Consider the following 22053-nt stretch of genomic DNA (forward strand, 5'->3'; position numbering starts at 1 on the left):
AAAACGTAGATTTTACACCATTGTGATTCACGAAGCGCGAAATTCAGGGGTTCAGACGCGCTATTTTCCACTCAGAATTCCCGTCTGGGCGGGTCCATTTGAAACGATCATGCAACCTGAACGGTCCATCGGCCCAGAATTCAATTTCAACCGGCAAAATTCTGAAACCGCCCCAAAATGGCGGGCGCTCTGGGTTTATGCCGTGCTTCGCGGTCATTTTTGCAACTTCCCCAACCAGTTCTGTTCGGGAACTCAGTGGCCGTGATTGTTTAGATGCCCAAGCCCCAAGTCGGCTTTTGAGTGAGCGTGAGGCGTAATATTCATCCGCCTTGGGGCCTTCTTCCTTCTCAACCAACCCGCGCACCCGAATTTGGCGTCGCAGTGATTTCCAGTGTATCACAAAGGCCGCTTTGCCCGAATGTTTGATTTCAGAACTCTTCTGGCTTTCATAATTCGTATAGAAAACAAAGGCATCTGTTTCGATGTCCTTGAGCAACACCATACGCGCGTTTGGCAAACCATTCTGGTCCGCGGTTGCCAGTGCAATTGCGTTTGCATCATTTGGCTCTTGCTTTTCAGCCTCCTCCAGCCAGCTTCGCGCTATTTCAAAAGGGTCGTCCCCAGCAAAAATTCCCGTTCTATCGGTCATAAGCGGCCTCTTTAATCTAGTTTCAGTTTCTCACCTCACCTTGTCAGAACCTCTCTTCGGAGTCGGACTGAGGCTTGAAGCGCCAAACGCAATCGCCTACACGTCTTCCCTTATAGTTTATTGCGTGGCAAGGGACCGGAAATGGCAAAAAAAATAATGGAAGGCAAACGTGGCCTAATTATGGGCGTGGCGAACGATAAATCAATCGCCTGGGGTATTGCCAAGGCCTGTGCGGAACATGGTGCGGAACTTGGTTTGACTTACATGGGCGATGCCTTCAAGAAACGGGTCGAACCTTTGGGTGCCGAACTTGGCGTTACACAACTCATTGACTGTGACGTTTCGGACCCCGACTCAATCGATGCGGCCTTCGCGCAGATTGAACGCGAGTGGGGCAAGCTGGATTTTCTTGTACACGCTATCGGTTTTTCTGACAAAAACGAATTGCGCGGCCGCTATGTTGATACAAGCCCGGAAAACTTCAGAATGACGATGGATGTGTCAGTCTATTCCTTCACGGCAGTTGCCCAACGCGCCGAAAAACTGATGACTGACGGGGGCTCCATGCTAACGCTGACCTACTACGGCGCAGAGCAGGTCATGCCACATTACAATGTCATGGGTGTTGCAAAAGCCGCGCTGGAAGCCTCGGTCAAATATCTGGCTGAAGATCTGGGTAAGGACAATATCCGCGTCAATGCAATCTCTGCCGGGCCAATCAAAACCCTGGCCGCAAGCGGTATTGGTGATTTCCGTTACATCATGAAATGGAACGAACTGAACTCTCCTCTGCGCCGGAATGTAACACAGGACGAAGTTGGCAAATCAGCCGTTTATCTACTGTCTGATCTTGGGTCGGGGGTGACTGGCGAAAACCTGCACGTCGACGCCGGGTATCACATTGTTGGCATGAAAGCTGTCGACGCGCCCGATATTGATGCTGTTTCCGGCCGCAAATAAGGAAGACAGAGATGACCGAACGTTTGCCCCACGAAAAAGGCTTTCATATCAGCTGGGATCAAATTCACCGGGATGCGCGCGCGCTTGCCTGGCGGCTTGATGGGCAAGGCCCTTTTGACGGAGCCTGGAAAGCGATTGTCGCAATCACCCGCGGTGGTATGGCCCCTGCAATGATCATCGCGCGTGAACTCGATGTTCGGACCGTCGATACGATTTCAGTTAAATCTTATGACCACCAGACACAGGCAGATGCGAAAGTTTTGAAATCTCCTGATCTGGAACTGGTGGGGGATGGCGAAGGTATTCTGATCATCGATGATCTGGTTGATACCGGAAAAACACTGAAAGTTGTGCGCGACCTGCTGCCAAAAGCGCATTTCGCAACAGTTTACGCAAAGCCCAAAGGCCGACCAATGGTGGATTCATTCATCACCGAGGTTAGCCAGGACACATGGATTTTCTTCCCGTGGGATATGGCTTTGCAATATGTAGAACCTTACCGCGGAGCATAGTTGCTCTAAGACTTTATGCAGTTACCTTCTACCCGAACTGGCCTGCGTAATACGGTGGACTCTTTAAGGAGTATTAAATGATGTCGCTCCCCCTCAATCCACGTTTTGCCGCAACTTTCCCCCCGCCCGTGATGGAAGCACGCCGTTGGCTAGAGGCGGCAACCTTCAGCAAAGATCGTCCCCTCATCAATGTGAGCCAGGCCGCCCCAGTGGATGCGCCACCACCCGCGTTGTGCAAGGTGATTGCGGAAGCCGCGCTCACCCAACCCGAAAGCCATCTCTATGGCCCGGTTCTTGGATTGCCGGAACTGAGAGCGGAGGTTGCTAACCAATGGTCGGTTGCCTATGGCGGAGACATTCGTGCCGACGAAGTTGCAATTACATCAGGGTGCAATCAGGCCTTTGCAGCAACAATTACCACTCTGGCCGGCGAAGGGGACGAGGTGATTCTTCCGACCCCTTGGTATTTTAATCACAAAATGTGGCTCGATATGCAGGGGGTAAAAACGGTGCCGCTGCCCACAGGTGAAACCCTGTTGCCTGAGCCGGATCAGGCGGCCAAACTTGTTACGCCGCGGACCCGCGCAATTGTGCTTGTCACACCGAACAATCCGGGCGGCGTTGAATACCCCGCGGCATTAGTGCGTGCCTATGCAAACCTTTGCCGCAGGAACAACATCGCACTGATCGTCGACGAAACCTACCGCGATTTTGATTCCCGGACCGGCGCGCCGCATGATCTGTTCACTGACCCGGACTGGCAGGATACGCTGATACAACTTTATTCATTCTCTAAGGCCTATCGACTCACCGGCCACAGGGTTGGCGCGATGGTCGCTGCGCCTTCACGCCTGGCCGAGGCGGAAAAATTTCTCGATACCGTTACCATCTGCCCAAACCAGCTTGGCCAGATTGCGGCCCTTTGGGGGATGCGCAATCTTGGAGACTGGCTCGCGGGTGAGCGGCTCGAGATTCTTGACAGGCGCACGGCGATCACGGAGGGGTTTTCTGTTTTGACGGGCTGGCGTTTGTTAGGATGTGGCGCATATTTCGCCTATGTTGAGCATCCTTTTGAAATGAATTCAGATGTTGTGGCGCGAAAATTGGTAGAAGACGCCGCTGTTTTGCTGCTGCCCGGCACGATGTTTACGCCCGAAAATAATCCTGCGGGAAAGCGCCAATTGCGTATCGCATTTGCCAATATAGACCGTGCCGGAATAGGTGCTCTTTTCGACAGGCTGAAATCGGTCGCACTCTGAGCCTTGCCCCCCTGCGTTGAACCGCCTAAACAACCTCAATCGATTTTGCAGGAGTGACTTATGACGGGCGGTAAAACAGGCAGTGTTTCCAAACTATTTGTCTGGATCATCCTTCTTCTTCTGATTGTTGGGCTAGGTGGCTTTGGCGTCAGTAACTTCGGCGGCTCTGTGCGCAGTATCGGGGCTGTTGGAGACAAAGAAATCAGCGTTGATGACTATGCGCGGGCACTCCAGCAGGAATTGCGCGCCTTTCAAGCACAAACAGGCCAGACCCTGCCGCTTCAACAAGCCCGGGTTTTTGGCCTTGATCAGAACGTCATTCAGCGGCTCATTGCAACTGCCGCCCTTGATAACGAAACAGCACGGATCGGTTTATCAGTCGGAGATGAGCAAGTACGCCGCCAGTTACTTGATATTGCCGCGTTTCAAGGGATCGACGGGCAGTTTGACCGCGACGCGTATAGATTTGCCTTACAACAGTCGAATCTGAACGAGCGGGAATACGAAACCAGAATAAGAGAAGAAACCGCGCGTACCTTATTGCAAGGCGCCGTGATTGGCGGGGTCGAACCGTCAGAGACCTTTGCGAACAGCATTTTGAATTACGTTGCTGAAAGACGGACCTTTACGTGGATCAGACTGGACGAGTCGTCTTTGGTTTCGCCTTTACAAGAACCGTCAGAAGAAGATCTTACCACCTACTATCAGGCGAACACTGCCGATTTTACCGAGCCCGAGAAAAAGCGCATCAGTTATGTCTGGATTGCGCCTGATATGATTTTGGACACAATCGAAATTGATGATGAAGCATTGCGCGCGCTTTACGACTCGCGGATCGAGGAATTTGTCATTCCAGAACGCCGCCTGATAGAACGCCTTGTTTTTGCAAACCAATCTGACGCGGATGCAGCAGACCAACGCTTGAATTCCGGCGAAATCAGTTTCGACGATTTGGTCGCAGAACGCGGCCTTTCCTTGACGGATATTGACCTTGGGGACGTTACAAAAAGCGAACTCGGCGCAGCAGGAGAAACCCTTTTTGAACTGACGGAACCGGGTGTTACGAATCCCCTGTCATCATCGTTGGGGCCAGCGATTTTCCGCATGAACGGAATTCTTCCGGCGCAAGAAACGACCTTTGAAGAAGCCCGCAGATCATTGGTCGACGAATTTGCGCTTGATCGTGCCAGACGGATCATTGCTGATGGCGCCACCAACATCGACGATCTGTTGGCAGGCGGTGCCTCGCTCGAGGAAATTGCGGAAGAAACCGAAATGCGCTTGGAAAAAATCGACTGGTGGGATGGTTTGGGTGAACGGATCGCCTCCTACAACAGCTTTCGCGATGCAGCCAGAGACGTGAACGACGGGGATTTCCCAGAACTCCTCGAACTGGAAGATGGCGGATATTTCGCACTGCGTCTGGATGACCTTATCGACCCAACGCTAAGCCCTATTGATGAAGTGCGTGACAAGGTTGTCAGCGGTTGGGAAAACCAACAGACAGAAGCGCGCTTGCTCGAGCTTGCAGAACAGTTGAGCGGCCAGATTGCAGAAGGTGTTCTTCCTGAAAGCCTTGGCCTGAGCGGGACCCTTGCCAGCGACCTCACACGCGATGGTTTCATTGAAGGTGCGCCCGACAGCTTTGTGACCGATGTCTTCGGTATGGCAAAAGGTGATGTAACGATTATCGAGGGTTTTGGCGCGGTTTACATCGTGCGGCTTGATTCGATCGACCCGCCAGATCAGACATCACCCGATACCGAGTCGCTGCAGGCAAACCTTGATCAGCAAATTGTGCAATCCGTTTCACAGGACATCTTCGAGGCTTACGCGCGTGCCTTGCAAAACTCTGCTGGTCTAAGCCTTAACCAAACGGCAATCACCGCCGTGAACGCACAGTTTCCGTAGAGGACTGATTGTGACGCTGACACCCTCTTTTTCGGACTTCGAAACCGGATATAACGAAGGCCACAATCAGGTGGTCTACACACGGCTTGCGGCAGATCTCGATACTCCTGTGTCTTTGATGCTGAAACTCGCTGGTGCGCGCAAAGACAGCTTTATGCTTGAAAGCGTGACAGGTGGCGAAATTCGCGGGCGTTACTCGATCGTTGGCTTGAAACCGGACCTGATCTGGGAATGTCGCGGAACATCTGCACGCATAAACCGCGAAGCGCGCTTTGAGACAGATAATTTTCAGGAAATACCCGAAGAACCGCTTGCAAGCCTTCGGTCGCTGATTGCCGAAAGCCGCATTGATATGCCTGATGATCTGCCCTCTTCGGCGGCGGGGCTGTTTGGCTACCTTGGTTACGACATGATCCGGCTTGTCGAACATCTGCCCAACGTCAATCCTGATCCGCTTGGCCTGCCCGATGCTATGATGCTGCGTCCGTCTGTTGTGGCGGTGCTGGATGGTGTTAAGGGCGAGGTCACCGTGGTGTCACCCGCCTGGGTCGCGTCTGGCATGAGCGCGCGCGCAGCCTATGCACAAGCCGCTGAACGCGTGATGGACGCCGTGCGCGACCTTGAACGCACGGCATCTGGTGAAACTCGCAATCTGGGGGGCGAAGCAGAACTTGGCCCCCTCACTTCGAATTTCACCCACGATGGGTATTTGGCAGCCGTCGACAAGGCCAAGGAATACATCCGTGCGGGGGATATTTTTCAGGTTGTGCCAGCACAGCGCTGGACCCAGGACTTTCCACTGCCGCCTTTTGCGCTTTACCGCAGTCTGCGCCGCACCAACCCGTCGCCCTTTATGTTCTATTTCAATTTTGGCGGCTTTCAGGTCGTCGGGGCCAGCCCCGAAATTCTCGTCCGGGTTTTTGGGCGTGAGGTTACGATCCGCCCCATAGCAGGAACACGCCCGCGCGGGGCCACGCCAGCGCAAGATAAAGCGCTCGAGGCCGACTTGCTTTCAGATCAGAAAGAGTTGGCAGAACATCTGATGCTGCTGGATCTTGGGCGTAATGACGTGGGCCGCGTTGCCAAGGTTGGTACGGTACGCCCCACCGAAGAATTCATCGTTGAACATTACAGCCACGTCATGCACATCGTTTCCAACGTTGTGGGTGAACTGGCCGATGACCAGGATGCGCTTTCCGCGTTTTTCGCCGGGATGCCAGCAGGCACAGTTTCAGGCGCCCCTAAAGTGCGCGCAATGGAAATTATTGACGAGCTGGAACCTGAAAAGCGTGGTGTCTATGGTGGTGGCTGCGGTTACTTCGCCGCCAATGGTGACATGGATATGTGTATCGCATTGCGAACAGCGGTGGTGAAAGACGAAAAGCTTTATATTCAGGCAGGTGGCGGCGTTGTCTACGACAGCGACCCGGAGGCCGAGTATCAGGAAACCGTCAACAAATCCAAAGCCATACGTAAGGCCGCTGAAGACGCAGGCCGCTTTACCCGCACCACAAACAACTGATTAGCGCATTGTTCTGGCGCGATTAACTGTCCAAGCAACACCTCATAGCCGCATCATTCACGCCATTCCGCGCCAGTCTAAGATTGTGACTTCAGGATAGCCGAGATGGGTGCGATTGCCATGTTGGCAGCCTTGTCTTCCAAGCCCCAGGACAGCAACCCGGAAATGCTGTCACTGTAAAGATGTCCAACCATAATAACCGAACCTTCCTGCTGAGCGCGGAACGCTGCCCTGTCCATGTAGCGCCGGATGACCGGGCCGCTTTCGCGGTTACTGTCAAATTCCCGAAAGGCAAGTGCCACCGGAACTTCGTTTCGCGCTGCGACCTGTTCGATCGCATTCAAACCCTTGCTGAGGGCAACAAGACCATGGCCGCTTTCGGCAAGTATCTGCGCAACCTGCTGTGCCCGGTTTCGGTCAGACCCGATCTGTCCCGCGTCAAACACCGCAACCGCGTCAGGCAGGGCTGAGAGCGCACTTTGTAGGACAATTTCCACATCGCTGTTGGTCGCACCCTCGGGCAACCGAAGATACAACATCACCTCGAAACCAGCCTCTCTGTAGCGTGCAGAACGTGCGCCCGCATCGGGCAGCGCGCCATCCACAGCGAAACTAACGGGAAACGGCAAACGCGCGGCCAGATCCGCGTCGATGCCTTCGTTCCCGTCGTCTATCAATATGATAGAGAATAGCGGTTTATTGTCCGGGTTCTCAAAAGGAATTGAGTTTGCCTCCAAAGCGCTTTTCGGCAATTCTTCCGTTGCTTCGCTGGCTGTTTCATCTGTGTTGTCCGCATCTTCTCCGATACGAGGCAGTCTGTTTGTTGTCACGTTTGGCGCCAGATCGCTGATCTCGGGGACTGGCATACGGATAACGGGAGGATCAACAACAGTTGGTGCCTCGCTCACCTCTGGGGTTTGAGGCTCAGCAATTTCAGGTGCCGGCTCCTCACTGATCTCAGGCTGTACGACGGCGATGTCTTCGCCTTCTTGCAAATCCGTAGGTTGGCTTGCAGCTTCTTCCGAAACGGAAGGTTCCTCGATCTGTGGAATCACAGCCTCTTGAACTTCAGGGGCTGGTACGGTTTCCTGATCTATTTCCTCTTCAACTTGCGTCACAGATGGCGGTTCAGAAGATTCGTTCGAAACATTCGGAACCGCAGTTTCTGCCGGTGTCACCGGAACCGCAGAAACCGTCGGCTGATTTGCAACATTATCCTGTTCAACACTTACGCCGGTTTCAGACGCTCCTTCTTCAGGCACCGTAAGGCTGGCCTGAGGACTGCTCACTTCACTCGGAGCGGCGACAGACTCCTGCTCCAGGCTTGGCGCGCTTCGATCTTCTTCTACCAATGGAGGCGACAGGCTTGGCCCGGTAGCAATATCTTCCACATGTTCGGTTTGCGGAACCACTGGTTCCGTCTCGGGTTTTGCCTGATCAAATTCGGACCCTGCGGGCACTTCCACCTCGCGCGCCTGCGGCGCGCCGGCCACGCCGGGTGGTAAATCTGCCAACTGAGAAACGATCACCATCAAAAAGCAACCGATTGCGGTTCCCCACAAAATACCTGAAATAAATCCGCGTCCCACAGCATTCTCCGTCTGTTTCTGCTCAATTCACATACCGCTCAGGTCTTGACCCTATTGCAGCACTCTGAACATGTATACCTCGACTGAAGCGGGTGTTCACCCCTAATTGATGAAAGCCGGACAATGCTGCTCCTAATCGACAACTATGACAGCTTTACTTACAACCTTGTTCACTATCTAGGCGAACTTGGTGCCGAAGTTGTTGTACGCCGAAATGATGCTCTTGATGTTCAAGAGGCGATGGCCATGCGCGCTGATGCGATTCTCTTGTCACCCGGGCCTTGCGATCCCGCGCAGGCAGGCATTTGCCTTGCCCTGACCGAGGCGGCAGCAGAAACCAAAATCCCATTACTTGGTGTTTGTCTTGGCCATCAGACGATTGGCGAAGCCTTCGGTGGCAAAGTTGTGCGCTGCCACGAAATCGTGCATGGGAAGATGGGCACGATGCACCACGCTGGAACAGGCGTATTTGCAGGGCTACCCTCGCCGTTTGAAGCGACACGATACCATTCCCTTGTCGTTGAACGTGAAAGCCTGCCAGAGTGCCTCGAGGTGAACGCATGGCTTGAAGATGGGACGATCATGGGACTCAGGCACAAGTCGCTACCAATCCACGGTGTCCAGTTTCACCCGGAATCAATTGCTTCAGAACATGGCCATAAGTTGCTGCAAAACTTTCTAAACACGGTAAAGGTGGCCGCATGAGCGACGCATTAAAACCTCTTATCGGCGCTGCCGCTGACCGGGCTTTGACGCGCGCCGAAGCAGAGATCGCCTTTCAGATTTTATTTGAAGGTGAAGCAACGCCCAGCCAGATTGGCGGGTTGCTAATGGCGATGCGTACGCGGGGCGAAACGGTTGAGGAATTTGCCGCTGCCGCCGCCGTAATGCGCTCTAAATGCCTTGCTGTGAATGCGCCCGAAGGTGCGATGGACATTGTCGGTACCGGTGGGGATGGCAAAGGCACGCTGAATATTTCCACTGCGACAGCGTTTGTTGTGGCTGGTGCTGGTGTCTGTGTTGCAAAGCACGGCAACCGCAACCTGAGCTCCAAATCAGGGGCTGCTGATGCGCTTGGTCAGCTTGGCATCAATGTCATGGTTGGCCCGCCAGTTGTAGAGCGCGCCCTGAAGGAGGTCGGCATCGGATTTATGATGGCCCCGATGCACCACCCGGCAATGGCGCATGTTATGCCGACCCGCACAGAACTTGGCACGCGCACAATTTTCAACATTCTTGGCCCGCTGACCAACCCTGCCGGGGTGAAACGCCAGTTAACCGGGGCCTTTTCGCGCGATCTGATTCGGCCAATGGCCGAAACATTGTTAGCACTCGGATCTGAAAAGGCATGGCTCGTGCATGGCGCTGACGGAACAGACGAACTGTCAATCGCAGGCACAAGCTGGGTCGCCGCGCTTGAGGATGGCGCGGTATTTGACCGTGAATTACACCCCGAAGAAGCAGGGTTACCTCTTCATCCGTTTGAAGCAATCCTTGGCGGCACGCCCGAAGAAAACGGGCGGGCGTTTAACGCGCTGCTTGATGGTGCGCCTTCCGCGTATCGCGACGCCGTTTTGCTTAACGCCGCCGCAGCACTTGTTGTAGCCGGAGTGGCGCATGATCTCCCAGAAGGGGTCGATATGGCCCGGGCTTCTATCGATTCAGGCGCGGCCAAATCCAAGGTTATTGGCCTTGCGCACATTACATCGGAGCCCCAATGACAGGAACCGTTCTTGATAAGATCAAAGCTTACAAGCTTGAAGAAGTCGCCGCGCGCAAGGCCGAGCGTCCATTTGCCGAGGTCGAGGCAGCCGCACGCGAAGCTTCGCCAACGCGCGGATTTGCGCAGTCGTTGGTACGGGCAACGCACACTGGTTATGGTTTAATCGCCGAAATTAAGAAAGCGAGCCCGTCCAAGGGCCTGATCCGCGCGGATTTTGACCCGCCTACGCTTGCAAAAGCCTATGAGGCGGGCGGCGCGACCTGTTTGAGTGTTCTGACCGACGCACCGTCCTTTCAGGGGGCTGACGCCTTTCTTACGGCCGCGCGAAATGCGACCTCCCTGCCCGCTTTGCGCAAAGATTTCATGTATGACCCGTATCAGGTCGCAGAGGCGCGCGCGCTCCACGCGGACTGTATATTGATCATCATGGCCAGCGTAAGTGACGCCCAGGCCACCGAACTTGAAGATGCAGCCATAGGCTGGGATATGGACGTTCTCGTCGAAGTTCATAACGAGGAAGAACTTGACCGCGCTGCCACGCTTAAATCTTCGCTGTTGGGTATTAACAATCGAGACCTCAAAACATTTGAAACATCGCTCGACACAACACGGCGCCTGTCGCGTCTCGCGCCAGCCGAAAAGGTTCTTGTGTCTGAGAGCGGCCTGAATTCGCCCGCTGATCTTGCAGATATGGCGCGGTACGGGGCGCGCGTGTTTTTGATTGGCGAGAGCCTGATGCGGCAGGAAGATGTGGCTACGGCGACTCGTGCGCTGCTCGCGAACCCGTTAATGCCCGGGGGGATGTAGATGAGTGGATTGACCCATTTTGATGGCAAGGGTGACGCCCATATGGTCGACGTGTCTGAAAAGGCCGTCACAACGCGCGTTGCTATTGCGGCTGGTTACGTTAAGATGTCACGTGAAACCCTTGAAACTATTATAGAAGGTCGAGCGAAAAAAGGCGATGTTCTTGGAGTCGCACGACTTGCCGGTATCATGGGGGCGAAAAAAACCTCTGAACTGATCCCGCTCTGTCACCCTTTGCCCATAACGAAAGTTGCGGTTGAGCTTTCACCAGACAGTGATTTGCCAGGTATAATGATCGAGGCAACCGTAAAAACAACCGGCCAGACCGGCGTTGAAATGGAAGCCCTTACAGCGGTTACGACAGCCGCGCTGACCCTTTATGACATGGTAAAAGCCGTTGATAAGTCCATGGTCATTTCCGATGTCCGCCTGATCCTGAAAGAAGGCGGAAAATCAGGGCGTTACGAGGCAAAATAATGATTACTGTCGCTGAGGCGCTTGAACGGGTCTTATCTCTTTTTGAACCGCTTGAACCTGAAATCGTACCATTGGCAGCAACCTGTGGACGCGTTCTTGCCCAGCCGGTAACCGCAAACCGTAGTCAGCCGCCATTCGCAGCCTCGGCAATGGATGGTTACGCCCTTATGGGTGTTGAGGCAGAACCAGACGCAATGTTCAAAGTGATCGGGGAATCTGCGGCCGGACACGGATTTGACGGGGTCGTTAAAGCGGGTCAGGCAGTGCGTATTTTTACCGGCGCTCCGCTTCCAACCGGTGCGACGCGCGTCATCATTCAGGAAGATGTCAATCGAAGCGGTGATGTCATCACCTTGAAACACGAACTGGATCAGAAAGATTATATTCGCCCTGCCGGTGCTGATTTCAGCAAAGGTGATACAATCAAGGCGCCCCGTCTCATTTCGCCCAGCGATGTTGCCCTGTTTGCATCGATGAACCTTCCTGCTGTTCCTGTGGCACGGCGACCTGTCGTAGCGCTGATTGCGACAGGTGATGAACTGGTCATGCCAGGCGATGTTCCAAATCAGGATCAGATCATCGCATCGAACAGTTTCGGGTTGAAAGCGTTGTTCGAACAGCACGGTGCTGAGGTTCGTATGCTTCCGATTGCAAGCGATACAGAAGGTTCGCTCCGCACAGCATTTGAATTGACCAAAGGTGCTGATCTTATCGTCACAATCGGTGGAGCCTCGGTCGGTGACCACGATCTTGTTGGGAAAGTTGCAACCGATCTTGGAATGGAACGCGCATTTTACAAGGTGGCCATGCGCCCCGGAAAACCCCTGATGGCGGGTAAACTTTCTCGCACCCCAATGGTTGGCTTGCCGGGAAACCCGGTTTCGTCAATGGTTTGTGGTCATATCTTCATCTTACCAGCTTTGCGCAAACTACAGGGGCTTCCGGAACAACCCGCAGCATTGTTAAAAGCAGAGCTCGCCGCGCCTTTGGGCCAAAACGGCCCTCGGGAACATTATATGCGTGCCAAGGTAAGTGACGGAGAAATCACCGCTTTTGCGCGTCAGGACAGTTCCCTGCTAACAGTTCTGGCAGACGCCAATGCGCTTTTGGTACGTGAACCCCATGATCCGGCAAAAGAAGTTGGAGCAATGGTCAGCTACCTGCTGCTCTAGCGTATTTCCATTAGAAATGTTGACACAAAAAGGGAACATGGGTAGAACATGTCCTGAACACCCATGAGGAACATGGGGTATTCGGGCGAGAGGATTATTGAGATGCTTACCAAGAAGCAATTGGAATTGCTCAGTTTTATCAACAAGCGGGTACAGCGCGATGGCGTTCCACCTTCTTTTGACGAAATGAAAGAGGCGCTGGACCTCCGATCAAAGTCAGGTATTCACCGTTTGATCACCGCGCTGGAAGAGCGTGGCTTTATCCGGCGACTTGCCCACCGTGCCCGTGCAATAGAAATCGTGAAACTGCCCGAAACTCTTGGCGGAACAGGGTTTCAACCTCGGGTGATCGAAGGTGACAAACCTGAAGCGACACCCGCTTTGGCGATGCAAATTGAAAAAACACATGCCCTTGAGCTGCCCGTTTTAGGGCGTATTGCTGCAGGTGTCCCGATCGAAGCGATAAGCGAAGCGTCCCGCAGTGTTGCGGTCCCGGGCCAGATGCTAACAAGCAAAGACCCGCATTACGCGCTTGAAGTCAAAGGCGACTCGATGATCGACGCCGGGATCAACGATGGTGATGTTGTCGTTATTCGGGAAACGAACACCGCTGATAATGGGGATATCATTGTCGCGTTGATCGAAGGATATGAGGCGACTCTCAAAAGGTTCCGTCGCAAAGGTAATATGATCGCGCTTGAAGCGGCGAACCCAGCCTATGAAACGCGTGTGCTGCCGCAGAACCAGGTTAAAGTTCAGGGACGGCTCGTCGGATTGATCCGCACCTACTAGGCACATCAACGCCGGGTCCAAAGCCTGTTTCCAGCGCGTTCTGCTGCCGTGACGCGCCTTACGCCAGTCGGCTCTACATAAATCGCAATGCTGCCGTTCTGAGCAAAGTAACCCGCATCCAGAAATTCGCAATCTCCGCCCGGCTTTTCCTGGGCAATCATGGTTATTACCCATCGACCGCCAGAGCATGCGCTTTCAATATGCGGTGTTGCCGCTTTACCAGGGAGATGAAGAAACGCCACACCGCCAAGCGTAAAGCGTGTCCCATTCTCAGAAAATTCAAAACCTCTACGCGCATATGCCGCGTCCTGATCTGCGGCGTCGCCATCATTCTCAAGCCAGCTTAGCGTAGTAAAACCGTCGCCTCGCGGCTTGTTCAGTGCGCGCCCCTGATCGGTCATCAGCCCAATCAAGCCACCCGTCTCTGATATTAACAACTGAGGTCGTTCAGTTTCTGCCCAAAGGAAAAAGCCAGCGGCAAGGCCCAAAATTCCGAGCAAGCGCGGCTTTCCAGCCCACAGAACCAGAAACAATGCACCAAGTACAATGAGCGGCAGAACGATAGGGTCCGGCGTTACGATTTGAATGGCCGCGCCTTCCAGATTTGCCACCCAATCCGCGACAGCAAGAATCCACTTTATCCCAAGCCGCATGACGACAAGGCCAACCCAACTAAGCCCAAATGGCGTTAGCAGCAACGCAACAACCGCAGACGGGATCACAACACTACCCATCATCGGAACCGTAAGCAGATTGGCGAGCAGCCCATACTGCGCAATTTGGTTGAAATGCGCGGCCGCAATTGGCGCGGTTGCAACGCCAGCAACGGCCGAGGACACAAGCAACGCCAGAACAGGACGCAACGCTTTTGGAATCTTCCAAGTCTGCCAGTTCTGTAGTGTTCCAAAAACAGCGACCAGCGCGGTTGTCGCGGCAAATGACATTTGGAAACCCGGGCCAATCAGGCTTTGGGGATACAGAACCAGCACGATCATCGCTGCAACGGCCACAGCCCGCAACGTCAGCGCACGCCTGTCAAAACAAACGGCAGTCAACATAACCGCGACCATAATGTAGGCGCGCACCGTTGCAATACTTCCGCCCGAAAGCAAAAGATACCCTGTCGCAACGCAAAGTGCCGCGACCGCCGAGATTTTCTTGACCAGCAGCCGCAGCGCTAAGAATGGTAACGGTGCCAACCCATACCGTAGGAACGCAAATACAAAAGCCGTAAGCAAACCCATGTGAAGCCTCGATATCGCGAGCAGATGTGCAAGGTTCGAGCGGCGCAGGTTCTCCATCGTTTCGGTGCTGATAGCACTTCGGTCCCCGGTCATGATCGCAGCCGCGAACGCGCCCGCCTCACCTGGAACCGCGTTCTGGATGGCGTGCGAATAGTCTTGCCGAAGCTTTCTGATCTTCAGTGCGGCATTCCCGGGCGTCGGCGGGCTAAGAACCAGAACTGGGCTGCGCGTGTATCCCACCGCACCAAGGCGCTCGAACCACGCCTTGCGTCGAAAGTCAAAACCACCCGGCTCTGCCGGACCCTGTGGTGGCGAAAGATGCCCCGTCAAAATGACTGTTGCGCCAATTTCGCCAAGAAAGATGCTGTTTCTGTCATGGAGCGATACACGCACCCGGTGCGGGGTATGCGTTACGTTTTCCAGAACAACATGATCGAGTGTTATCCGTAACTTATTGCTTTGTGATCGGTCGATGTTAACGACCCGGCCCTCAATCGGTCCGTAATACCGAAATCCAAGTTTTGGTGCGTCTGCTCTGTGGGCGTGAACCCCCGCCACAACCACACCGGCAAGTATCAACGCAAGGCTGAGGATTACGGGGGACATTTCTTCGTTTGACAGGCGCGCCAGGCCCAGCAAAAACAGGACCCCGAGGGTGAGCAAAAGAAAGGCGATACCCTGTGGCTCTTCTGACAAACCAAAGTAAGTACCAATTCCAACACCCAGACAAACCGGGGTCCAGGGAAACAAATACCCCCTTTGCGTCGCCAACAGATGAAAGGGGTTGAGAACGCGGCGCACCCTTGTCCTAAGCCTCCGGTCTCACTAAAACAGCCTGAACGCTAATCTCCTTTTGGTTTCCAGAAAGTTAACGCCCAATGTCAGAGCGCCCAGTCGTTACCCGTTTTGCCCCGTCGCCCACTGGATCTTTGCATATCGGTGGTGCGCGAACGGCGTTGTTTAACTGGCTATATGCGCGTGGTCGCGGCGGAAAGTTTCTGCTTCGCATAGAAGATACTGATCGGGCACGCTCTACCCCAGAAGCAACCGCAGCAATCTTACATGGGCTGGAATGGCTTGGGCTGGATTATGACGGTGAAGCCGTTAGCCAATTTGAATGCGCAGACCGCCACGCCGAAGTTGCACATGCGATGCTTGCCTCCGGCCATGCTTACAAGTGTTTTTCTACCCAGGAAGAAATCGCTGCCTTTCGTGAACAGGCAAAAGCAGCAGGGACATCAACGCTGTTTCAAAGCCCGTGGCGGGACGCAGATCCATCAACGCACCCGGATGCGCCATTTGTCATTCGCGTCAAAGCGCCCCGCGAAGGGGAAACCGTGATCGATGATCGGGTGCAGGGCCGTGTCACTTTTCGAAACAGCACACTCGACGACATGATTTGTTTACGTTCAGATGGCACACCGACCTACATGCTGGCAGTTGTTGTTGATGATCACGACATGGGAGTGACCCATATCATACGCGGGGATGATCACCTGGCTAACGCTGCGCGTCAGACGATGGTCTACAATGCGATGGGGTGGGATGTGCCTGTCTGGGCGCATATCCCGCTTATTCACGGTGCCGATGGCAAGAAACTCTCAAAACGCCACGGCGCACTAGGTGTCGGAGAGTATCAGGCGATGGGGTATTCTGCCGCTGGCATGCGCAACTATCTGGCGCGCCTTGGCTGGAGCCATGGGGATGACGAGTTTTTCACAGACGAACAGGCAATATCCTGGTTCAATCTGGAGGGAATTGGCAAATCCCCTGCCCGCTTTGATTTCAAAAAACTTGAAAATCTTTCAGGTCAGCACATCGCAAAAACAGAAAATGCTGCACTGCTGCATGAAATCGCCTCTTATTTGGACGCAAAAGAAGAGCAACCGCTCACAGCGGATCAAATGACTGCGCTCAGTCGTGCATTATACTGTGTAAAGGAAAGGGCCAAAACCTTTGGCGAACTCATTGATAAAGCTCATTTTGTTTTAGGATCACGTCCGTTTATCCCCGATGAAAAAGCACAGAAATCGCTTGATAATGTATCCCATAGTATACTGTTTGAATTGACGCCGCAGCTGCAAAATGCTACATGGTCCCGAGACGACTTGGAAGCCGCAGTGACGCATACCGCTGAGCAGCATGACCTTACACTTGGAAAGCTAGCAGCCCCTCTTCGGGCGGTACTAACCGGAAGGGCTGTGTCGCCGAGCGTTTTCGATATTATGCTCGTGATAGGGCGCGAAGAAACCCTTGCGCGGTTGCAAGACGCGATAAGCGCAAAAGCGCACTAAATGATAAACAAAGAGCCCACCCGATCCGCGGTCTGGGCGATATGAGAGGGAATTACATGGCCGAAAATAAGAAAACCGCAACGCTGAGTTTCGGCGACAAGACATTAGAATTACCGATCTATTCCCCCACTGCCGGACCAGATGTAATCGACATTCGCAAGCTCTATGCGCAGGGCAATGTTTTCACCTATGATCCTGGCTTCACCTCGACCGCGTCTTGCGATTCAACAATTACCTTCATCGATGGTGACAAAGGTGAACTGCTGCACCGCGGATATCCTATCGATCAGCTTGCAGAAAAATCGCATTACCTAGAGGTCTGTTATCTGCTGCTCTACGGCGAACTGCCAACCGCCGACGAGCTTGAAGATTTTGAGGCACGCGTCACCAACCACACGATGGTGCACGAACAGATGCACAATTTTTTCCGTGGGTTCCGGCGCGATGCGCATCCAATGGCGACAATGGTCGGGGTCGTTGGCGCGATGTCTGCCTTTTACCATGACTCAACCGATATCAACGACGAGTATCAACGCGAAGTTGCCTCAGTCCGGATGATCGCAAAACTGCCGACAATTGCGGCGATGGCTTTTAAATACTCGATTGGACAACCCTTTGTTTATCCGCGCAACGACCTGGACTATGCGTCAAACTTCCTGCGGATGTGTTTTTCCGTTCCGGCGGAAGACTATGAAGTAGATCCGATCCTGGCGCGCGCAATGGACCGGATTTTCACACTGCACGCCGACCACGAGCAAAACGCATCGACCTCTACAGTGCGTCTGGCCGGGTCTTCGGGCGCGAACCCATTTGCCTGTATTGCTGCTGGTATCGCATGTCTCTGGGGGCCAGCGCACGGTGGCGCAAACCAGGCATGTCTTGAAATGTTAAGGAATATTGGCACAGTTGACCGCATTCCGGAATTTATCGCGCGGGCAAAAGACAAGAATGATCCGTTCCGCCTAATGGGCTTTGGTCACCGGGTTTACAAAAACTTTGACCCGCGCGCCAAAGTGCTAAAACAATCCGCTGACGAAGTTTTGGAGCTTCTAGGTGTTGAAAACAACGAGACGCTGAAAGTCGCGAAGGAACTGGAAAAGATTGCATTGGAAGACAGCTATTTCGCCGAGAAAAAGCTCTACCCCAACGTTGATTTCTATTCTGGCATTATTCTGGATGCGATGGGTTTCCCCACTTCGATGTTCACGCCAATTTTCGCTTTGTCGCGCACCGTTGGCTGGATTTCGCAGTGGAAAGAAATGCTTGGCGATCCACAACTGAAGATCGGCCGGCCACGCCAGCTTTATCTTGGCGACACAAAGCGTAATTATGTGGATGTCGAAGAACGTTGATAGAACAAAGGCCGCCTTTCTGGCGGCCTTTTCATTTCTGTTTCTATAAGTTTACAGATGACTCTGCGTTCCTTGCTATGCACCGAACCCGCTCCTAGGGGTGAAAAACGATCATGATAGCAATAGCGATTGGGGCCAACCCGATGGCAGCGAGATAGGTTCCGACAACCGGAAGCCGCATTTTTCGGGCAAACTGAACGGCGCCAGGATCTGGTATTTCCTCAAAACGCTTGAACAGAAGATACTTGTTTAACGGCCAGGCGCGAACCAAATCACCATTCCCCATCACTGTCGGGCATCCTGCATGGTGCCAAAGCTTTGGATGGTTTTTCCTTGAGCGCGTTATAAATATCCACGATGTCAGGCTTTCGAGAACCACACAGAAAAAGAGTAGGCCTGCGAATGTCCAGAAAATCATTTTAAAACCCGTTTTCTTCCTGGCTCATTCTTTCAGTGACCGACCGATTTTCAACGCCCTTCGTAGCGTGCTGGCCGTTTTTCCAGAAATGCGAGAACACCTTCCTTGAAATCCCGGGTCTCACCGCATTCCCCTTGCAAATGCGCCTCAAGAGCCAGTTGTTCATCAAGGTTGTTGTCAAATGACCCGCGGATTGCCTTTTTAGCGTTTGAGTAGGCCACAGTTGGCCCCGCCGCGAGCTTTGCAGCGCGCCCATACCAATGATCTGCAAACTCTTCGTCTGACACCGCTTCCCAGATCATGCCCCAGTCACTGGCCTGACGTGCTGTAACCGGCTCTGCAAATAGTGCGGCACCCATTGCCTTGGCGGAACCCATCTGACGCGGCAACCAATATGTGCCACCAGCATCCGGGATAAGCCCGATCCGTGCAAAGGCCTGTAGGAATACAGCGCTTTCCGTTGCGATGACCACATCACAGGCCAAGGCAAGATTGGCCCCTGCCCCTGCCGCCGCACCGTTTACGGCGGCGATCGTGGGAATCGCGCAGTCAAAGATCGCCTTTAGCATCGGTACATATTCGTCCCTCAAGGTCCGTTCCAAATCGATATTGGCCGCGCTTCCACCATCGCCAAGATCCTGGCCGGAACAAAAGGCGCGTCCCTTGCCGGTCATCACAAGCACCCGCGCATTTTTTTCCGCCTCTTTCACCGCATGGGTAATTTCCGCACGCATTTGCGTGTTCAGCGCATTCATGACGTCGGGTCGATTGAGAGTCAGCACAGCCAGATCATCACGCACTGTCAGACGAATGGTTTGGTAATTCATCAGCAATCTCCCATATCTGATTGGATTTATATCCAGACGTACGGCCCTAGAAACAGTTACCTGACGTCACTCTTCCAGTATTTCCCGTAACCGGGCTTCATCTGCTTCTGACAGGGGGGCTTGCACCACTGTTTGACGCCTACGACGCAGATACAGGCCGCCTACGCCAAGCGACAAAAGAAGCATCACAGGGCCTGCAATCCATAGAATAATATTTGCACCGTCACTTTTGGGGCGCATCAGGACAACATCACCATAACGCGCCAAAAAGAAATCAAGAACCTCTGTATCTGTGTTGCCGCCTGAAACAAGCTCCCGCACCATCAAGCGTGCGTCCCGCGCCCAATCGGCGTTAGAAGAGGCGATGCTTTCAGACTGGCACTGTACGCAACGGATTTCATGATCAAGCGCTTGTGCACGTTCTTCCAAAACCGGATCAGCAAGCATCTCGTCTGGCTCCACAGCCCAGATCGGGCTCGCCAATAAGACCAATACAAGAATGATCCGTTTCATATACCTACTCCGCCGCGACGGGTACCGCTGATTTGCGTGCCCCCGCAGCCACACGGTAGCGCCTGTCACTCAGGCTGAGAAAGCCACCAAGCGCCATGATAATTGCGCCAGCCCAGATCCAGTTTGCGAATGGCTTAATATAGGTTCGCACCGCATAGCCTCCGCCGTCCTGCACATCCCCAATCACCAGATAGATATCGCGCAGCACACCGTTGTCGATTGCAGCTTCTGTTGTTGGCATCGCCGCCACAGGATAAACTCGCTTTTCGGGGAATAGTGTTGAGACATGCTTACCATTCCGAGTCACCGTCATTTCAGCCTGGGTGCTGAAATAATTCGGTCCCTGAACCTGCTCCACCTTTTCTAGTGTGATCTCATATTTCCCAACGGTGAAACCCTCGCCAATATTCGCAACGCGAATGTCTTCGATATCCCAGGCTGTCAACGCCGCAATTCCAAAGATCGTGACTCCCATCCCGGCATGCGCCACCGCTTTTCCCCAATCCGCACGCGGCAGTCTCGACATCCGTGCAAAACGCGCCCCAATCGCACCACGCCCGCTGCGCAGCCATAAATCCACGCAAGCACCAGAGACCAACCAGACACCCAGGAAAATCCCAACCGGTGCCAGCATCGACCTTTCAGTCTGCATAACCCAGACCAAAGCACCAATAGCAAAAGACAGGGCCAGAATGCCCCATAGTTTTTGCATTGCGCGACCAATCAAGGCCCTCTTCCATGGCAAGATCGCACCAATCGGCATAACTACGGCAAGTGCTACTATAAACGGTGTAAAAGCCAGATTGAAAAAGGGTGGGCCAACAGAAAGCGGGCGGTCAAACAAAAGCTCTGCCACCAAGGGCCAGATCGTTCCTACAAACACCACAAAGGCCGCAACGGCCAGCAGGATGTTGTTTAGCAGCAACGCACTTTCCCGGCTAACGACGGAGAAGACACCCTTCGCTTCCATGACACCCGCGCGCGCCGCGTAAAGGGTAAGCGCGCCCCCCATGAAAACACCCAGAATGATCAGAATAAAGACACCACGTTCCGGGTCATTCGCGAAAGCATGGACAGAGGTTAGAACGCCCGAACGTACGATGAATGTACCAATCAATGAAAAACCGAAGGCAAGGATCGCCAACAAAATCGTCCAGCTTTTTAAGCTTTCACGCTTTTCCACTACGATCGCCGAATGCAACAGCGCCGCCGCGATCAGCCATGGCATGAAGCTCGCGTTTTCAACCGGGTCCCAGAACCAGAAACCGCCCCAACCCAGTTCATAATATGCCCACCAACTGCCTAGCGCTATGCCGATGGTCAGAAAAACCCAGGCTGCAAGTGTCCAGGGACGCACCCAACGCGCCCAAGCGGCGTCAACACGGCCCTCGATAAGTGCCGCGACGGCAAAGCTAAAGGACATCGATAGCCCAACATAGCCGAGATACAGAAACGGTGGATGAAAGGCCAAACCAGGGTCTTGCAGCAGCGGGTTCAGATCCTGACCATTCATCGGTGGAACCGCAAGACGCATAAACGGGTTTGAGGTAAACAAGATGAACGCGAGGAACGCGACCCCAATTGATGATTGCACCGCCAAAACCCGTGCTCGCAAACTTGGCGGAAGATTCCCTCCAAACCAAGCAGCACAAGCCCCGAATAGCGTCAGGATAAGCACCCAAAGAAGCATTGACCCTTCGTGGTTCCCCCAAACGCCCGAAATTTTGTAAAGCAGCGGTTTTGCTGTGTGGGAATTTGAGACCACCAACAACAATGAAAAATCCGAACTGACAAAAGCGTAGGTCAATGCAGCGAAGGAATATGCAATCAGCAAGAATTGAACCGTCGCAGCCGGTTCCGCCAGCGCCATCCAGCCTGACCATCCCTTTTGCGCCCCGATCATTGGAACAATCGTTTGCACGATAGCAACGGCGAAGGCGAGTATCAGTGCGAAATGGCCAAGTTCAATAAACATGAGGCGATCATAGGCGGCTTTGACAGGCGGGCCAACCGAATTGCGCAACACCAAATG

Annotated in this window: 20 protein-coding genes; 13 read left to right on the forward strand and 7 right to left on the reverse strand. The window is 53.7% G+C overall.

Translation table 11 applies throughout. The features are described 5' to 3' along the window. Positions 1–43 precede the first annotated feature (43 nt). Positions 44–649, reverse strand: a complete 606-nt coding sequence (pdxH, locus tag J4E70_RS05525) for a pyridoxamine 5'-phosphate oxidase (RefSeq protein ID WP_213888082.1) — start codon at positions 647–649, stop codon at positions 44–46. A gap of 141 nt (positions 650–790) precedes the next feature. Between pdxH and fabI the strand changes: the two genes are divergently transcribed. The 5 genes from fabI to trpE all read left to right on the forward strand — a co-directional run bounded on the left by fabI (position 791) and on the right by trpE (position 6813). Then, entirely contained in the window at positions 791–1609 is an 819-nt protein-coding gene (gene fabI / locus J4E70_RS05530; RefSeq protein ID WP_213888083.1) for an enoyl-ACP reductase FabI, read from the forward strand. Positions 1610–1620: 11 nt separating this feature from the next. Continuing rightward, a complete protein-coding gene (gpt, locus tag J4E70_RS05535; protein WP_213888084.1) occupies positions 1621–2121 on the forward strand; it encodes a xanthine phosphoribosyltransferase in 501 nt (166 codons plus the stop codon). Positions 2122–2201: 80 nt separating this feature from the next. Continuing rightward, positions 2202–3380: an aminotransferase gene (locus tag J4E70_RS05540; RefSeq protein WP_213888161.1), complete on the forward strand. Its 1179-nt coding sequence runs from the start codon at positions 2202–2204 to the stop codon at positions 3378–3380. 60 nt (positions 3381–3440) lie between these two features. Further along, a complete protein-coding gene (locus tag J4E70_RS05545; protein WP_213888085.1) occupies positions 3441–5291 on the forward strand; it encodes a peptidyl-prolyl cis-trans isomerase in 1851 nt (616 codons plus the stop codon). 10 nt (positions 5292–5301) lie between these two features. Further along, positions 5302–6813: an anthranilate synthase component I gene (trpE, locus tag J4E70_RS05550; protein ID WP_343229444.1), complete on the forward strand. Its 1512-nt coding sequence runs from the start codon at positions 5302–5304 to the stop codon at positions 6811–6813. A 77-nt stretch (positions 6814–6890) separates the two neighbouring features. Here the strand turns inward: trpE and J4E70_RS19595 are convergent, their stop codons facing one another. Then, a complete protein-coding gene (locus tag J4E70_RS19595) occupies positions 6891–8402 on the reverse strand; it encodes a divergent polysaccharide deacetylase family protein (protein ID WP_213888086.1) in 1512 nt (503 codons plus the stop codon). A 123-nt stretch (positions 8403–8525) separates the two neighbouring features. On the opposite strand from J4E70_RS19595, the gene J4E70_RS05560 reads away from it, so the two are divergent. The 6 genes from J4E70_RS05560 to lexA all read left to right on the forward strand — a co-directional run bounded on the left by J4E70_RS05560 (position 8526) and on the right by lexA (position 13373). After that, positions 8526–9107, forward strand: a complete 582-nt coding sequence (locus J4E70_RS05560) for an anthranilate synthase component II (protein ID WP_213888087.1) — start codon at positions 8526–8528, stop codon at positions 9105–9107. Beyond that, entirely contained in the window at positions 9104–10123 is a 1020-nt protein-coding gene (gene trpD, locus J4E70_RS05565; protein WP_213888088.1) for an anthranilate phosphoribosyltransferase, read from the forward strand. The genes J4E70_RS05560 and trpD overlap by 4 nt, the downstream gene beginning before the upstream one ends. After that, positions 10120–10932, forward strand: a complete 813-nt coding sequence (gene trpC / locus J4E70_RS05570) for an indole-3-glycerol phosphate synthase TrpC (RefSeq protein ID WP_213888089.1) — start codon at positions 10120–10122, stop codon at positions 10930–10932. The genes trpD and trpC overlap by 4 nt, the downstream gene beginning before the upstream one ends. Next, complete coding sequence (gene moaC / locus J4E70_RS05575; protein ID WP_213888090.1) at positions 10933–11409, forward strand: cyclic pyranopterin monophosphate synthase MoaC; 477 nt, start codon at positions 10933–10935, stop codon at positions 11407–11409. It begins immediately after the preceding gene. Then, a complete protein-coding gene (locus J4E70_RS05580; protein WP_213888091.1) occupies positions 11409–12581 on the forward strand; it encodes a molybdopterin molybdotransferase MoeA in 1173 nt (390 codons plus the stop codon). Before moaC ends, J4E70_RS05580 begins: the two co-directional genes overlap by 1 nt. Before the next feature lie 102 nt (positions 12582–12683). After that, on the forward strand, positions 12684–13373 hold the full coding sequence (gene lexA, locus J4E70_RS05585; protein WP_213888092.1) for a transcriptional repressor LexA: 690 nt from the start codon (positions 12684–12686) through the stop codon (positions 13371–13373). A gap of 5 nt (positions 13374–13378) precedes the next feature. On the opposite strand, the gene J4E70_RS05590 is transcribed toward lexA, so the two are convergent. After that, positions 13379–15367: a ComEC/Rec2 family competence protein gene (locus J4E70_RS05590; protein WP_246531619.1), complete on the reverse strand. Its 1989-nt coding sequence runs from the start codon at positions 15365–15367 to the stop codon at positions 13379–13381. Between the two features lie 128 nt (positions 15368–15495). Here J4E70_RS05590 and gltX point away from each other — a divergent pair, with 128 nt between their 5' ends. Both gltX and gltA read left to right on the forward strand, forming a co-directional pair. Beyond that, a complete protein-coding gene (gene gltX / locus J4E70_RS05595; RefSeq protein WP_213888094.1) occupies positions 15496–16911 on the forward strand; it encodes a glutamate--tRNA ligase in 1416 nt (471 codons plus the stop codon). Between the two features lie 56 nt (positions 16912–16967). Then, the gene (gene gltA, locus J4E70_RS05600; protein ID WP_213888095.1) at positions 16968–18263 is read left to right on the forward strand and encodes a citrate synthase; all 1296 of its coding nucleotides are present in this window, start codon (positions 16968–16970) and stop codon (positions 18261–18263) included. Between the two features lie 94 nt (positions 18264–18357). On the opposite strand, the gene J4E70_RS05605 is transcribed toward gltA, so the two are convergent. From J4E70_RS05605 to J4E70_RS05620, 4 genes are all read right to left on the reverse strand, one after another. Next, on the reverse strand, positions 18358–18681 hold the full coding sequence (locus J4E70_RS05605) for a hypothetical protein (RefSeq protein WP_213888096.1): 324 nt from the start codon (positions 18679–18681) through the stop codon (positions 18358–18360). 50 nt (positions 18682–18731) lie between these two features. Further along, the gene (locus J4E70_RS05610) at positions 18732–19508 is read right to left on the reverse strand and encodes an enoyl-CoA hydratase-related protein (RefSeq protein ID WP_213888097.1); all 777 of its coding nucleotides are present in this window, start codon (positions 19506–19508) and stop codon (positions 18732–18734) included. A gap of 66 nt (positions 19509–19574) precedes the next feature. Further along, positions 19575–20021, reverse strand: a complete 447-nt coding sequence (locus J4E70_RS05615) for a cytochrome c-type biogenesis protein (RefSeq protein ID WP_213888098.1) — start codon at positions 20019–20021, stop codon at positions 19575–19577. A 4-nt stretch (positions 20022–20025) separates the two neighbouring features. After that, complete coding sequence (locus J4E70_RS05620; RefSeq protein WP_213888099.1) at positions 20026–21996, reverse strand: heme lyase CcmF/NrfE family subunit; 1971 nt, start codon at positions 21994–21996, stop codon at positions 20026–20028. Positions 21997–22053: the final 57 nt, after the last annotated feature.

Source organism: Pseudohalocynthiibacter aestuariivivens, assembly GCF_018457175.1.
In the GTDB taxonomy this organism is placed as follows: domain Bacteria; phylum Pseudomonadota; class Alphaproteobacteria; order Rhodobacterales; family Rhodobacteraceae; genus Pseudohalocynthiibacter; species Pseudohalocynthiibacter aestuariivivens.